The sequence below is a fragment of the Butyrivibrio sp. INlla18 genome, assembly GCF_900103635.1.
GTDB lineage: Bacteria > Bacillota > Clostridia > Lachnospirales > Lachnospiraceae > Butyrivibrio.
Window position 1 is genome coordinate 1 of the sequence record NZ_FMXK01000005.1, and the last position, 13295, is coordinate 13295.

General features: G+C 39.7%; 18 protein-coding genes. 1 reads left to right on the forward strand and 17 read right to left on the reverse strand.

Annotated elements, in window-relative coordinates:
- Positions 1–482: 482 nt before the first annotated feature.
- From BLS24_RS02745 to BLS24_RS02810, 14 genes are all read right to left on the reverse strand, one after another.
- Entirely contained in the window at positions 483–776 is a 294-nt protein-coding gene (locus BLS24_RS02745; protein ID WP_091755962.1) for a C-GCAxxG-C-C family protein, read from the reverse strand.
- A gap of 18 nt (positions 777–794) precedes the next feature.
- Entirely contained in the window at positions 795–1313 is a 519-nt protein-coding gene (locus BLS24_RS02750) for a GNAT family N-acetyltransferase (RefSeq protein ID WP_091755964.1), read from the reverse strand.
- Positions 1314–1337: 24 nt separating this feature from the next.
- Entirely contained in the window at positions 1338–1814 is a 477-nt protein-coding gene (locus tag BLS24_RS02755) for a GNAT family N-acetyltransferase (protein ID WP_091755966.1), read from the reverse strand.
- A gap of 14 nt (positions 1815–1828) precedes the next feature.
- Positions 1829–2056 (reverse strand): thioredoxin family protein, encoded by a 228-nt coding sequence (locus BLS24_RS02760; protein WP_026499327.1) that lies wholly within the window; start codon positions 2054–2056, stop codon positions 1829–1831.
- Between the two features lie 14 nt (positions 2057–2070).
- On the reverse strand, positions 2071–3072 hold the full coding sequence (locus tag BLS24_RS02765) for a permease (RefSeq protein ID WP_330388174.1): 1002 nt from the start codon (positions 3070–3072) through the stop codon (positions 2071–2073).
- Positions 3069–3371, reverse strand: coding sequence for an ArsR/SmtB family transcription factor (locus tag BLS24_RS02770; RefSeq protein ID WP_091755970.1), 303 nt, complete (start codon positions 3369–3371; stop codon positions 3069–3071). Before BLS24_RS02770 ends, BLS24_RS02765 begins: the two co-directional genes overlap by 4 nt.
- A 165-nt stretch (positions 3372–3536) precedes the next feature.
- Positions 3537–4013, reverse strand: coding sequence for a GNAT family N-acetyltransferase (locus BLS24_RS02775; RefSeq protein ID WP_242872216.1), 477 nt, complete (start codon positions 4011–4013; stop codon positions 3537–3539).
- Entirely contained in the window at positions 4006–4449 is a 444-nt protein-coding gene (locus tag BLS24_RS02780) for a MarR family winged helix-turn-helix transcriptional regulator (protein ID WP_176764312.1), read from the reverse strand. Before BLS24_RS02780 ends, BLS24_RS02775 begins: the two co-directional genes overlap by 8 nt.
- Before the next feature lie 400 nt (positions 4450–4849).
- Positions 4850–5248 carry a 30S ribosomal protein S9 gene (gene rpsI / locus BLS24_RS02785; RefSeq protein WP_071176694.1) on the reverse strand — a complete coding sequence of 133 codons (399 nt, stop codon included), beginning with the start codon at positions 5246–5248 and terminating at the stop codon, positions 4850–4852.
- Positions 5249–5274: 26 nt separating this feature from the next.
- Entirely contained in the window at positions 5275–5703 is a 429-nt protein-coding gene (gene rplM, locus BLS24_RS02790; RefSeq protein ID WP_022772976.1) for a 50S ribosomal protein L13, read from the reverse strand.
- Positions 5704–5946: 243 nt separating this feature from the next.
- Positions 5947–6702, reverse strand: coding sequence for a tRNA pseudouridine(38-40) synthase TruA (gene truA, locus BLS24_RS02795; RefSeq protein WP_091756379.1), 756 nt, complete (start codon positions 6700–6702; stop codon positions 5947–5949).
- A gap of 42 nt (positions 6703–6744) precedes the next feature.
- Positions 6745–7548: an energy-coupling factor transporter transmembrane component T family protein gene (locus BLS24_RS02800; protein ID WP_091755974.1), complete on the reverse strand. Its 804-nt coding sequence runs from the start codon at positions 7546–7548 to the stop codon at positions 6745–6747.
- Positions 7549–7564: 16 nt separating this feature from the next.
- Positions 7565–8413, reverse strand: coding sequence for an energy-coupling factor transporter ATPase (locus BLS24_RS02805; RefSeq protein ID WP_091755976.1), 849 nt, complete (start codon positions 8411–8413; stop codon positions 7565–7567).
- Between the two features lie 17 nt (positions 8414–8430).
- The gene (locus tag BLS24_RS02810; protein WP_071176698.1) at positions 8431–9279 is read right to left on the reverse strand and encodes an energy-coupling factor transporter ATPase; all 849 of its coding nucleotides are present in this window, start codon (positions 9277–9279) and stop codon (positions 8431–8433) included.
- Between the two features lie 122 nt (positions 9280–9401).
- On the opposite strand from BLS24_RS02810, the gene BLS24_RS02815 reads away from it, so the two are divergent.
- A complete protein-coding gene (locus BLS24_RS02815) occupies positions 9402–10268 on the forward strand; it encodes a M15 family metallopeptidase (RefSeq protein WP_091755978.1) in 867 nt (288 codons plus the stop codon).
- A gap of 552 nt (positions 10269–10820) precedes the next feature.
- Here the strand turns inward: BLS24_RS02815 and rplQ are convergent.
- From rplQ to rpsD, 3 genes are all read right to left on the reverse strand, one after another.
- A complete protein-coding gene (rplQ, locus tag BLS24_RS02820; RefSeq protein WP_091756381.1) occupies positions 10821–11357 on the reverse strand; it encodes a 50S ribosomal protein L17 in 537 nt (178 codons plus the stop codon).
- Between the two features lie 158 nt (positions 11358–11515).
- A complete protein-coding gene (locus BLS24_RS02825) occupies positions 11516–12472 on the reverse strand; it encodes a DNA-directed RNA polymerase subunit alpha (RefSeq protein WP_091755981.1) in 957 nt (318 codons plus the stop codon).
- 45 nt (positions 12473–12517) lie between these two features.
- Positions 12518–13111, reverse strand: a complete 594-nt coding sequence (rpsD, locus tag BLS24_RS02830) for a 30S ribosomal protein S4 (RefSeq protein ID WP_071176701.1) — start codon at positions 13109–13111, stop codon at positions 12518–12520.
- Positions 13112–13295: the final 184 nt, after the last annotated feature.

Sequence of the window (13295 nt, forward strand, 5' to 3'; positions counted from 1 at the left end):
TCATCACTTTTCGCATGGACGGCAGATATATGCTTTGTTGAGTAAGTGAATCTCATATCGATAGACAAGCCTTTTCACGAAGGCTTATTTTGCGTGGAATAAAGACTGTATTTGAGAATGGCTGATGTCTTTTAGCCGGAAACAATGATAAGATTTGTATAAATGGTGGCAGATTGAAATTCCACAGCCACCCGGACGCGACTTAGTTCACTCTGATGAAAATCGGTCTGAAGCCCAAACAAAAGGACAGATTTAGGATATATGAAGTCTGTTTTTTTGTTTGGTCTTACACCGATTGTTCACGTTACTATATAACGTTCCACCATCCATCCTGATAATTAAGAAGTTTTCTGTCTCATTTTGCTTTCTTTGGTTTCTTCTCCGGAAGTTCAGCATACATACCATTCAACAGTTCCACAATCAAAGCCTTGTCATCAAAACTATCAAATTCTTCGGAGGATATGTCACAGCCAAGTATATCTCTACAGACATATGAAGCATTCTTTTTCTTTGAATCTGTCCATAAACTCAGCAGCCTTGGGGTAAGCAGTTGTTTTATAGTCGGGGCCGTCTCCGTATTTCAACCCGATCACCATGATTGCCCCGGATACAGCACCACACACTTCACCTTTTCTCACGCCCCCGCTAAAACATGCTGCCACTTTCATAGCCTGATCTACCGTCAGCCCATAATCATCCGTGTATGCTCCAAGAACTGCCTGCGAGCAATTGAATTTTTCATAAAATATTTTCATTGCTTTTTCTTTGTGTGTCATAGATCTTGACTCCGCTTACTATAGTTTTTTCTGCATCCATAACAGATCATACCATCTGTCAAATTTCTTACCTATAGTCTGCATGTGAGCTACTTTTGTATATCCCGATCGTATATGAAACTTATAGCTGTCATGTGTGAGATATTCATCCTCTTCATCACTATAGGCGGCTCCTGCAAGCAGGTTGACTATGTCCTGTTCTTTAAGCCTTTTTTCCAGCTCTTTGTACAACAACGAACCGATACCCTGTCTGCGATAATCCTTATCAACATAGATAGATGTTGTTGCTGTCCAGCTATAAGCTTCTCTAGAACTATATGGTCCCGCATACGCATAGCCGACGATCCTGTCTTTTAATAAGCACACCATATATGGATATTTTTCTTTTGTTGTCTTAATCCTGTTTTTAAATTCTTCAACTGACGGAGCTTCATATTCAAAAGAAACAGCGGTATTCAGAACATAATATGAATATATCTCCACCAGTTTTTTAGCATCTTCGGGATCAGCGTCCCTTATAAACAGTTCTCTTTCCATATTATCTCCAAAGACAATTAGTAATCACCCATACGGATATTCCTTGCTAAGATCTATCCTCATTGATACAATACCATTTTCCTCTGATAATTCCTCGTATCCCAAACGTTTATATAGGCTATATCCAATTCTCATAACTTCCGGTTTCGTTGTGAAAATCAATTCCTTAAACCCAAGTTCAAAAGCCTTATCCGTCATTGCTTTGAGCATTATCCTTGCATATCCTTTTCCTCTGTATTCCGGTCTGATAAACAGACGCTTTCCTTCACAGGTTTCGTCGCTTATTTTCTTTATGGCAACACAGGCAATGGGTTTATCTTCTTCATATCCTACTATTATCGCTCCACCTGAATAATACCCAAGCAGATCATTCAATTCCTTATCAAAGGAAACAAAACAGCTTTCTGCCCCTTTGATATGCGAATACTCAACGAAAAGCTCTTTCACAATATCAGGACTAGTACACTCTTTCGTTTCAAAAAGCATAATATTCTCCTCCATATCCCTGACATCTCCTATAAGAATTTTTCAACTTCCTTAGCCTTAAGAACCTTTCCGGCTGAAACAACTTTTCCGTCGATCATAAGAGCCGGCATACTCATCACTCCAAAACCCATGATTTTTTCCATATCCGTGATATACTCTATCTCCGCATCGATCCCTTTTTTCGCTACTGCTTCTTTTGCAGATGCAAGGAGAGCCTCACAGCTTTTGCATCCTCCGCCTAATACCTTGATATTCATGACCATATCCTCCTTCAGATGAATAAATATTGAAATAAGTTGAAAACATACCCGACAATGATGATACCCACTGTACAGATGGCTATAAATGTTCCTAACAGTTTTGGCTTGATAGCTTTCTTCAGCATAATGAGCGACGGAAGACTGAGTGTAGTCACTGCCATCATAAAGCTTAAGATCGTACCAAGCAAAGCGCCCTTGGACAGGAGTGCCTCGGCTATAGGGATCACACCAAAGATATCAGCATACATCGGAATACCCAGGATTGTTGCAAGTATCACTCCAAAGGGATTTCTTCCCCCAAGCACTGCCCTGATCCAGCTTTCCGGAATCCAGTTATGTATCACAGCCCCTATCCCGACTCCTATCAGAATGTATGGAAACACTTTCTTAAATGTAGATACTACTTGGTCCTTTGCGTATATTAAACGCTCTTTAACAGGGAGGCTCGGAGTTTCTATTTCAACGCTGCTGTTTGCATTCCTGATAAAATCCGCGACCTGATCTTCCATATGAAGTCTCTCAATCAATGTACCACCTGCAACAGCGATCATAAGTCCCATCACAACATAAACGATGGCTATCCTTGCCCCAAAGATGCTCATAAGCAGTACGAGGCTCCCCAGATCCACCATCGGTGATGAGATCAAAAAAGAGAATGTTACTCCAAGCGGTAATCCGGCACTCGTAAATCCCATAAATATCGGGATGGATGAGCACGAGCAGAATGGTGTCACGGTTCCAAGCAAGGCTCCTACGATATTTGCTCCGATTCCGTGAAATCTGCCCATTATCTTCCTGCTACGCTCCGGCGGAAAGAAACTCTGGATATATGAGATCACAAAGATCAGCAAACAAAGAAGTATCGTGATCTTTATATCATCATAGATAAAAAAATGTATACCGGAGCCAATCCTGCTATCTATATCCAATCCTAATGCAGACAGGAGTTCTCCGATCAAAATGTTCAGCCACTTCATCCCCAGGATCTGTGTTTGAATAAAGTCCCACATCATACTTTCTCCTTACAGCATTTGCCGGTGGTTTCATTACAGAGAGTTTTAATAAATCCACAGAATTCTTTCATAATGTCAGTGTTTATTGAATAGTAGTGCCACTTGCCTTCTTTTCTGTCGTTAACCAGACCCGAATCCACCAGTATCTTCATGTGATGGGAAAGAGTCGGCTGTGTAATATCAAACTTTTCAAGAAGCTTACACCCGCACTTCTCCTGATCAGAAAGCATCTTAACGATTTCCATTCTGTTGGGATCACCAAGAGCCTTGCATACCAATACTTCGTCTAATTTAGCCATAATCTCCTCCTTACATTGATATTCGTCTATGTGTTAATAGTAACATATACATAGATGTCTGTCAATGTATCATTTCAAGTAAGTGCCATGTGATCTCCACATGTGTGATCCTCAGAAAGTGGTCCTGTACCATCAATAATAGAAAGAGCTGCTCCTATAAACTAATTATGAAGCTCTGTACTCCATAAGAGTTGTGTTCTGCCATTTTCCAAATCGATCTTTAGCTATTCTTTCCCTATAGCCAATTTCCCTGAAACCACATTTTTTGTGTAAGGCTATACTTGCTTTATTAATTGAAAATATTGCAGAATATATGCTCCAATATCCATCTTTCTCAGCTTCTCGGATAATCGTATTTACCAAAGCTGTTCCTATCCCATGACCTCTATAGTTTCTATCAACATATACACTCATTTCAACGCAGCCTTTATATGCGCATCTACTTGAAGTAGGACTAAGCGCAATCCAGCCTACTACCTTCCCTTCTTCCTCAAAAACAAACCTGCAATTCCTTAAATGTCCTTCATTCCACTCAGCAAAACTAGGACACTCTGTATTAAAAGTAGATGTTCCCTCTTCTAATCCCTGCTTGTAAATCTCTGCTACTGTCCCCCAGTCTTCATCTCTCATTTCTCTAATCACAGCATTCCACCTCCGATTTTTTTATCGCATCATTATAAATATTTAATGCCTCTAAAACCTGACTCTGCTTTTCCTTTGGAATCATAGAAAAAACTCTCTTAAACTTCATATTCATATCTTTTTCTATTGTATTGAATCTTGCCATTCCTTCATCAGTCAGATTAAGCACTACGCACCTGCGATCCCTTGTTGAAGGTTCTCGCAAAACATATCCTTTTTGAACAAGCTCTTCTACAGATCTGCTTACAGCACTTTTATCCATCTTAAGAAGTTCAGCAAGTTCCTTTACACATATTCCAGGTTTTCTGCCTATTTCAACAAGCAGAAAGCATTGAGATGTATTAACGTTACATTGACAGCAATCAGAACTGTTTAGCTTCTCAAGATTACGTTCTAATTCTCTGGTACTTTCTCGAAATAGTTTTACCTTATCCATCGAATGCCCTCCTATAAATTTAAATGATAAAATCATTAGTTTTATTTGTCAACCAATTTATAATATAAAAAAACCACATAGCCGTTATAAACAACTACATGGCAATTACGTGGGCATATACTTTTCCATAAAAATCTCTCTTTCTTCTTTCGTCATTAAAACTGTAATATAATCATTACTTCTTTGGTATGATTGAATTTATAACCACTATTCCTTATTCTATCCAATGTACCCACATAAAACAAGGGCGTTTTCACGCCCCTGCCTATTGCACTATCAGTTATTCATCTCTCAGGTCTTAGATTATTCCTATTAAGATTAGAATGTTTTGAAGGCTTTCGGCATACAAAAAAGACCCGGTACATTGTACCGAGTCTTTTGAAATCTGCCGAAGCAGTGATTATCTCTTTGAGAACTGTGGAGCACGACGAGCTTTCTTTAAGCCGTACTTCTTTCTTTCCTTCATACGAGGATCTCTTGTAAGGTATCCAGCCTTCTTAAGTGTTGGTCTGTATTCATCTGAATCAGCCTGAAGAAGTGCTCTTGAAATACCGTGTCTGATTGCACCAGCCTGACCTGTTGTGCCGCCACCTCTTACAGTAACAACTACGTCAAACTTATCTGTTGTCTCTGTAGCTACGAGAGGCTGTCTAACGATAACCTTGAGTGTCTCAAGTCCGAAATACTCATCGATAGGTCTCTTGTTGATTGTAATATTACCATTTCCGGATTTAAGGTATACTCTTGCAACTGACTTCTTTCTTCTACCTGTTCCGTAATAATTAGCTGACTTTGCCATTTTATTATTCTCCTTCACTTACCAGATTAAAATGTTAATACTTCAGGCTTCTGAGCTGCATGTGGATGCTCTGAACCAGCATATACGTGAAGCTTTGTGTACATCTCTCTACCAAGAGATCCCTTTGGAAGCATTCCCTTTACAGCATGCTCGATAACTCTCTCAGGCTTATCATTAAGCATCTGACGAAGTGAGAACTCTTTGTGATGTCCAACATAATCTGTGTGGTGCCAATACATCTTCTGATCAAGCTTCTTACCAGAAACCTTAATCTTCTCTGCATTGATAACGATTACATAATCACCTGTGTCGATGTTAGGTGTGTAAATAGGCTTGTTCTTTCCTCTAAGTACGTTTGCAACGTTAGAAGCAAGACGTCCAAGTGTCATATCTGTAGCATCAACTACATACCACTTCTTCTCAACTGTAGTTGCACTAGGCATATAAGTTTTCATTATGTTTCCTCCAAATAATTCGGCACATAGCAAAACTAGGTGCATTTTAAATATTTGTTACCTCTGAATGAACCCTTCACCTGATCCAATCAGTAAATATATGAACATATTGAAGCTTACCGGGACATCAACATGTCATGTACTAATAATTCATGTGGGCATAGTTATAGAATAAACTTTGTCACACAGTAAGATATTATATGACTTTTTTACCGAATTTGTCAATAAAAAATCATCAAAAAATTACGTATCTGATGGGCCTGGAATTCCATCAAGGAACTTATATTTAATAAGGAATAGCCCTTGAGCTGGAGCTGTTGGTCCTGCTGCGCTCCTATCCTTCTTTTCAAGCATCGCGGTTATGTCAGAAGGCTGGCCTTTTCCCCTTCCTATCTGCAAAAGAGTTCCTGCAATGATCCTGACCATATTATAGAGAAATCCGTTACCAGTGACACTTATGATAACTTCATCCCAATGGCGCTTTACATTTACTTCCTTGATAGTTCTGACATGGCTAAGAGCCTGAGATTCCACATTGCAAAAGCTTGTAAAATCATGCTCTCCCTCAAGAAGCTTGGCTGCCTCATTCATCTTGTCAATATCTAAGGGCATACTGAAATGATATGTATAAAAACGTCTTGTTGGAACTGGCATTTTGGTATTTAGAACTCGATATTCATAGGTTTTAAGCGTATCACAGTGTCTTGGATGAAAATCCTTGTGAACTTCTCTGGATTCTACAACACAGATATCTTCTGGCAATATATGATTCAAAGCATAGGAGAACCTGTCTCCTGGAATTGTGGAGAAGGTATCAAAAACTGCTATATTGCCATAGGCATGAACCCCAGCATCTGTGCGGCTTGCACCGATAATCTCTACATCTTCGCCTGTAAGTCCATGAACTGCTCTGGCAAGCATCTCTTCAATTGTGTTGTGGGTGCTCTTTTGGAAAGCCCATCCATTGTAGGCTGTTCCATCATAAGAGACTACCAGCATTACTCGTTTCTTTTCAGCCAACGCTGCGCTCCTTATAAATGATCAAAAAATAATTCTTCCAACAACTATCGCAAGGACAAAGTATCCAAATACTACAGCATAAGCTATCCTATCTCTGTTCTGATAGATAAGTGGTTTCATCTTGGTTCTGCCTTCGCCGCCGCGATAACATCTGGCTTCCATAGCCATAGCAAGCTCCAGGGCCCTTCTAAATGCAGATATGAAAAGAGGCACCAAAAGTGGAACTAAGCTCTTTGCCCTATTTATCAATGATCCGCTCTCAAAATCTGCACATCTGGCCATCTGTGCCTTCATGATCTTGTCAGTTTCTTCTAACAAAATTGGTATAAATCTAAGTGCAATGGACATCATCATTGATATCTCATGAACTGGCACGTGGAATATCTTAAGTGGCTTTAAAAGACTTTCAAGGCCATCAGTAAGGTTATTGGGCGTTGTAGTAAGTGTCATGATAGATGAACCAGAAATAAGCAGTATCAACCTAAATGCCATCTTAATTGCAAGGAAAAGACCTTCATAAGTGATCGATATTTTCCAAAGAGTAAAAATTGCCCTACCTGGTGTCAAAAAGAGGTTGAAGACCATAGTAATAAGTAGCAAAAAGAAAATAGTCTTCATGCCCCTAAAAATGAACTTAGGAGGCACATTTGAAAGCTTGATACACATTACCAAAAACAGAGTCGCCAGCAAATATCCAACGAAATTGTTAACTACAAAAAGAGATATGATAAAAATAAAAGTTGTAGCTAGCTTAACCCTTGGATCAAGCCTGTGTATAACTGAATCAGTCCTATAATATTGTCCTAATGTAATGTCTCTTAGCATATCTATTTATCCTTCGTTAGATCCCAAAGCATTTGAGGATCTCGTTCTTGGCTTCTTCCAAAGTAGTAGCTCCAGGATCAACATTAAATCCTGCAGCAGATAATTCCTGCATAACGTATGTAACCTGAGGTGCAGCAAGTCCAATCTCCTCAAGCTCTTTGTAGTGCTTGAACACCTCTTTTGGCTCATTATCAAAGGCAACTCTGCCCTTATTCATAACGATGATCCTCTGAACATAATCGGCTACATCATCCATACTATGGCTTACCAATATGATAGTAATGCCCATTTCTCTATGAAGAGATGCGATAAGATTGAGGATATCTTCTCGTCCTTTAGGGTCAAGACCTGCTGTAGGCTCATCAAGGATCAAAACTTCTGGCTTCATAGCTAGAACACCCGCTATTGCCACACGTCTTTTTTGACCACCTGAAAGATCAAATGGAGACTGGTAAAAATAGTCATCATCAAAGCCAACTTGTTTCAAAGCCTCATATGCTCTGAGTTCAACTTCCTTTTGTGGAAGTCCAAGGTTCTTTGGTCCAAAGCAAACATCTTTAAAGCAGTCTGTTTCAAAAAGCTGATGCTCAGGATACTGGAAAACAAGTCCCACCTTGGCTCTTAGCTCTTTTTTGTTAAAATCAGGATCATTTATATCCTTGCCCTCAAAATAAACATTTCCGCTTGTTGGCTTAACAAGGCCGTTCATATGCTGGATAAGTGTAGACTTTCCAGATCCTGTATGTCCAATAAGGCCTATAAACTGCCCCTTTGGTATCTCAAGATTGACATCGATAAGGGCAGCATGGGCCATTGCTGTATCTTCATCATATATGTAATTGACATGATCAAGTATGATTGACATTTCTATTCTCCAAAGCTTTATTTCTTAAGCTTTTTAAGTTCTTCTACAAATTCTTCTCTTGTGAGGATTCCATCTGGAAGTGGAAGTCCGCTCTTTTTGAGCTCATGCGCCAGGAGTGTCACCTGTGGAACGCCAAGTCTTAGCTCTTTTAACCTATCAACCTGTGAAAAGATCTCTCTAGGTGTGCCCTGCATCTCGATATGGCCCTTGTCCATAACAAAGACCTTATCTGCATGGATAACCTCTTCCATGTAATGAGTGATCAGGATAACCGTGATGCCCTCAACATCATTCAGCGCTCTAGCAGCTCTGATGACGTCTTTTCTACCATTAGGATCAAGCATAGCTGTAGGTTCATCCATGATGATGCACTTAGGATGCATAGCAATAACTCCTGCAATAGAGACTCTCTGCTTCTGACCACCTGATAAATGATTAGGCGAAGACTTTCTGAAGCTGAGCATATTGACTGCCTTGAGACTCTCTTCTACTCTATCCCATATTTCCTTGGTTGGAACGCCCATATTCTCTGGGCCAAATCCAACATCCTCCTCAACAACCTGACCGATTATCTGGTTGTCAGGGTTCTGGAAGATCATACCTGCTTCCTGCCTGATATCCCAAAGATGCGAATCATCTTCAGTATCCATGCCATCTACAAAAACATGTCCTTCTGTAGGGTATAAAAGGGCATTGAAATGCTTGGCAAGAGTAGACTTGCCTGAGCCGTTATGACCCAGAATAGCAATGAACTGGCCAGGCTTCACATCAAGATTGACATCATCAACCGCTCTTGTGATTCCTTCAACATTACCTTCTTCGTCTCTTCTAATATATTCAAATACAAGTTTATCTGTACGAATCATATGTTTTACCTCTAATCATTCCGATTCAGTATACCACATATGAGCGCCGTAGGTATAATATCTTCTGCACTTATGCTAAATTTATGTTATCGTTAATATATCAATATTTTCGGGGAATGATCATGAATAAAAAGTATTTTAAAGATTTTGCTCTATTGGGGGCAGTTATCATAATATGTGCCGTTGCGGCAAGACTACTAGCAGGTGGCGAAACGCTTGAGCAGTACGCATCAAATAATCCTGACACAGCAGGGGGCACAGCTTCTGCTACGGTAGAATCATCGGTTTCTGGGACAGCTACTACTTCAAATTCAGGTTCATCAGAGGATGCCAGTTCTTCTGTATCATCTAACAAGGACGCAAATGATCTTGCAGCAGTCTCAACTGAGCGAGTGACCTATGTAGATGGCTTCTATTATGAACCGATTTCAAATGATGTATTCAAGCGTATCTCCGGTGTATCTTATCCCGTAGACTGTACAATTTCCCTTGATGACCTTAGATATGTCAGTCTCTTATATGTTGATTTTGATGGAAACACTCAAAGCGGCGAGATGATCTGCAATAAAGCTATTGCGCAGGACATCCTAGAGATATTCTCAGAGCTTTACGATAACAGATATCAGATTGAAAGTATCAAGCTCATAGATGAATTTGACGGTGACGATACAGCATCGATGCTTGCTAATAACACATCTTGCTTTAACTACAGAGTAGTAGAAGGAACCACAAGACTTTCAAACCACGCTAAGGGACTTGCAATTGACCTTAACCCCTTCTATAACCCTTATATCACCTATAACAAAGATGGAAGCACTAACATCTCTCCTGAAGGCAGTGAAGCCTACGCTGACAGAAATGCTTCCTTCCCTTATAAGATTGATGAAAATGATCTCGCCTATAAGCTCTTTAAAGAGCATGGCTTTACCTGGGGCGGCAACTGGAACTCAGTTAAGGATTATCAGCATTTTGAAAAGAAAATAGGATAATGTTTAAACTTGGGCATGTCTTTTGTTGTTTTTTCCGCAATAGGCATGCCATTTTTTACTTGTTTATTCAAATCCGGCATGTCTTTTTCTAGTTTCTTCTATTTAGTCATGCCAATATTTCTAGACATATCCAAAATTAGCATGTCTTTTTTCAATTTATGCCAATTAGACATGCTCACATCAAAAGTTCTCATCATCTAAATTATCCTAGAAACAAACTATTAGCATATAATTTAGTGCTTTAATAATTGCTTCTACTATATAGATATATCATGCAACAAATCCATATTTATTGACTCCACAGCCAGCTATAGTGAGGAAATGAAAGTATTCTGAACGATTTATTTTTTGAAGATGATACATGGCAATATATATGCCTGAACTGATAAGTGCTTTGAACAAGGTGAAACTTATCAGTTCAGGCTTTTATATTGTCTTATGTATCACTGAGAAAAATACCAAGTGAAGAATACTTTCATTTCCCACTATTGCGTCCGTGAAGCCAGAAAAAAAGGGATGAGCATTTGCTCATCCCTTTAAGTAAAGTCAGAATTAAACTAACTCAAGTACAACCATCATAGCTGCATCGCCTTTTCTCTGGCCGATCTTGATCATACGAGTGTAACCACCCTTACGATCTGCATACTTAGGACCGTACTCATCGAAAAGCTTTGCTACAAGGTCAACTTCCTTTGTGTTTCTCTTCTTGCCCTTGTTCTCCTGTGGAACATCAAGAACTGGGTAAAGAGTCTTAAGAAGCTGTCTTCTTGCGTGCATACGTGAAGGCATATCCTTCTTGATTTCCTTCTTAACAGTTGTATACTTAGTAACCTTCTTGCCGTCAACTACTTCCTTTACTCTCTTGCCATCTTTGTCCTTCTCAGGAACCTTGCAATCTACTGTAAGTGTCTCGTAGTTGTCCTTCTCCTTAGCTGCAAGAGTGATCATAGGCTCTACGATCTTCTTGATTTCCTTTGCTCTTGCCTCTGTAGTAACGATCTTTCCGTTGTAAAGAAGTGCTGTTACCTGGTTACGAAGAAGTGCTCTTCTAGGTTTTGTTGCTTTTCCAAGCTTTCTGTACATTGCCATGATTTTAATTCCTTTCTCATCAGCAGGTTTCCCCTGCATGTTAACATAAGGAAATGCCCATCGGACTTACTCTCCAAATGCTGTTAATAATTACTATGAGAATCCGCATCGGTACACATCGGATTTACCCTCCGCGGATATTCATTTAAAGATATTACTTATTCGCCATCTGCTCTGAGTGAAAGTCCAAGCTCGTCAAGCTTTGCAAGAACTTCCTCAAGTGACTTACGGCCGAGGTTACGAACCTTCATCATGTCGTCAGGAGTCTTGTTTGCAAGTTCCTGAACTGTGTTGATTCCAGCTCTCTTGAGGCAGTTGAATGAACGAACTGAAAGTTCAAGCTCATCAATAGACATCTCAAGAACCTTGCCCTTCTCATCATCTTCCTTCTCTACCATAACTTCTGCAGTCTTGGCATTTTCTGAAAGATCAATGAACAGGCTAAGATGCTCTGAAAGAACCTTTGCTGCAAGGCTTACAGCCTCGTCTGGAGCAAGTGTTCCGTTTGTGTGAACATCAAGTGTAAGCTTATCAAAATCAGTAACCTGACCTACACGAGTATTCTCAACAGTTACGTTTACTCTCTCTACAGGTGTGTAGATAGAATCGATAGCGATAACTCCGATTGGGAGATCGTTTGACTTATTCTTGTCTGAGCTTACGTAACCTCTTCCCTTTGTGATAGTAAGCTCCATGTAGAGCTTAGCATCCTTTCCAGAAAGTGTAGCGATTACCTGATCAGGATTCATGATCTCGATATCCTGATCTACCTGAATATCAGAAGCTCTAACAACACCTTCGCCATTGAACTCGATATAAGCTGTCTTTGGCTCATTTGTGTCAGAAGAATTCTTAATAGAAAGATTCTTGATATTCATAATGATCTCAGTTACATCTTCCTTAACACCAGGAATTGAACTGAACTCATGCAGAACGCCTTCAATCTTAACCTGGCTTACTGCTGCACCAGGTAATGAAGAGAGCATAATCCTGCGAAGGGAATTGCCCAGTGTAATACCGTAACCTCTCTCAAGAGGCTCAACTACGAATTTACCATATTTCTTATCATCTGAGATTTCAGCAACTTCAATATTTGGTCTTTCAAAATCAAACACTGATATACCCTCCTTAAGTGGTTTGTTAACAAGTTAATTATATCATTATTTAGAATACAACTCGACGATAAGCATTTCGTCTACTGGTACGTCGATAACTTCTCTTGATGGAAGTTCCTTGATTGTACCCTTAAGGCCATCCTTGTTAACATCAAGCCATTCAGGAACAAGTCTACCTGCTGTGATCTCAGCGATATCCTTAAATCTCTGGATATTCTTAGCTGCTTCTTTAACTTCTACTACATCGCCAGCCTTGATAAGGTATGAAGGAACGTTGATTGCCTTTCCATTAACTGTGATGAACTTGTGAAGAACGATCTGTCTAGCTTCTCTTCTTGTTCTAGCGAATCCCATTCTGAATACTACGTTGTCAAGTCTTGACTCAAGAATTGTCATAAGGTTTGCACCTGTCTGACCCTTCATTCTGTCTGCTCTCTCATAGTAGTTTCTGAAAGGCTTCTCAAGAACGCCGTAGATGAACTTAGCCTTCTGCTTCTCACGGAGCTGAAGTCCGTACTCGCTCATCTTCTTACCAGCTCTAGCTGATGTTCTCTTTGACTTCTTGTCATATCCAAGGAATGTTGGATCCAAATCAAGTGATCTGCATCTCTTTAATACTGGAACTCTGTTTACTGCCATTTTTTGGCTCCTTTCATTTTTATCAGATAAATTTCATTCTGATGTTGTTTACAATGTTTGCTGAAAACTGTTCAGCATTTGCACCTTCGTCCAACGAGTTAAATTGAAAATTATATTTGCACATGTAACTCGCAACATATCGCGATATTACGGATTGCTTCACCATGTTTTCGCAATCCTACGT

Excerpts from the sequence above, each read along its gene's own strand:
- rplM (WP_022772976.1), bottom strand. The coding sequence starts at position 5,703 with ATGAAAACTTATATGCCTAGTGCAACTACAGTTGAGAAGAAGTGGTAT.
- BLS24_RS02750 (WP_091755964.1), bottom strand. The coding sequence starts at position 1,313 with ATGGAAAGAGAACTGTTTATAAGGGACGCTGATCCCGAAGATGCTAAA.
- BLS24_RS02770 (WP_091755970.1), bottom strand. The coding sequence starts at position 3,371 with ATGGCTAAATTAGACGAAGTATTGGTATGCAAGGCTCTTGGTGATCCC.
- BLS24_RS02745 (WP_091755962.1), bottom strand. The coding sequence starts at position 776 with ATGACACACAAAGAAAAAGCAATGAAAATATTTTATGAAAAATTCAAT.
- BLS24_RS02755 (WP_091755966.1), bottom strand. The coding sequence starts at position 1,814 with ATGGAGGAGAATATTATGCTTTTTGAAACGAAAGAGTGTACTAGTCCT.
- truA (WP_091756379.1), bottom strand. The coding sequence starts at position 6,702 with ATGCTGGTAGTCTCTTATGATGGAACAGCCTACAATGGATGGGCTTTC.
- BLS24_RS02810 (WP_071176698.1), bottom strand. The coding sequence starts at position 9,279 with ATGATTCGTACAGATAAACTTGTATTTGAATATATTAGAAGAGACGAA.
- BLS24_RS02765 (WP_330388174.1), bottom strand. The coding sequence starts at position 3,072 with ATGATGTGGGACTTTATTCAAACACAGATCCTGGGGATGAAGTGGCTG.
- rpsI (WP_071176694.1), bottom strand. The coding sequence starts at position 5,248 with ATGGCAAAGTCAGCTAATTATTACGGAACAGGTAGAAGAAAGAAGTCA.
- rplQ (WP_091756381.1), bottom strand. The coding sequence starts at position 11,357 with ATGGCAATGTACAGAAAGCTTGGAAAAGCAACAAAACCTAGAAGAGCA.
- rpsD (WP_071176701.1), bottom strand. The coding sequence starts at position 13,111 with ATGGCAGTAAACAGAGTTCCAGTATTAAAGAGATGCAGATCACTTGAT.
- BLS24_RS02800 (WP_091755974.1), bottom strand. The coding sequence starts at position 7,548 with ATGCTAAGAGACATTACATTAGGACAATATTATAGGACTGATTCAGTT.
- BLS24_RS02805 (WP_091755976.1), bottom strand. The coding sequence starts at position 8,413 with ATGTCAATCATACTTGATCATGTCAATTACATATATGATGAAGATACA.
- BLS24_RS02815 (WP_091755978.1), top strand. The coding sequence starts at position 9,402 with ATGAATAAAAAGTATTTTAAAGATTTTGCTCTATTGGGGGCAGTTATC.
- BLS24_RS02760 (WP_026499327.1), bottom strand. The coding sequence starts at position 2,056 with ATGAATATCAAGGTATTAGGCGGAGGATGCAAAAGCTGTGAGGCTCTC.
- BLS24_RS02780 (WP_176764312.1), bottom strand. The coding sequence starts at position 4,449 with ATGGATAAGGTAAAACTATTTCGAGAAAGTACCAGAGAATTAGAACGT.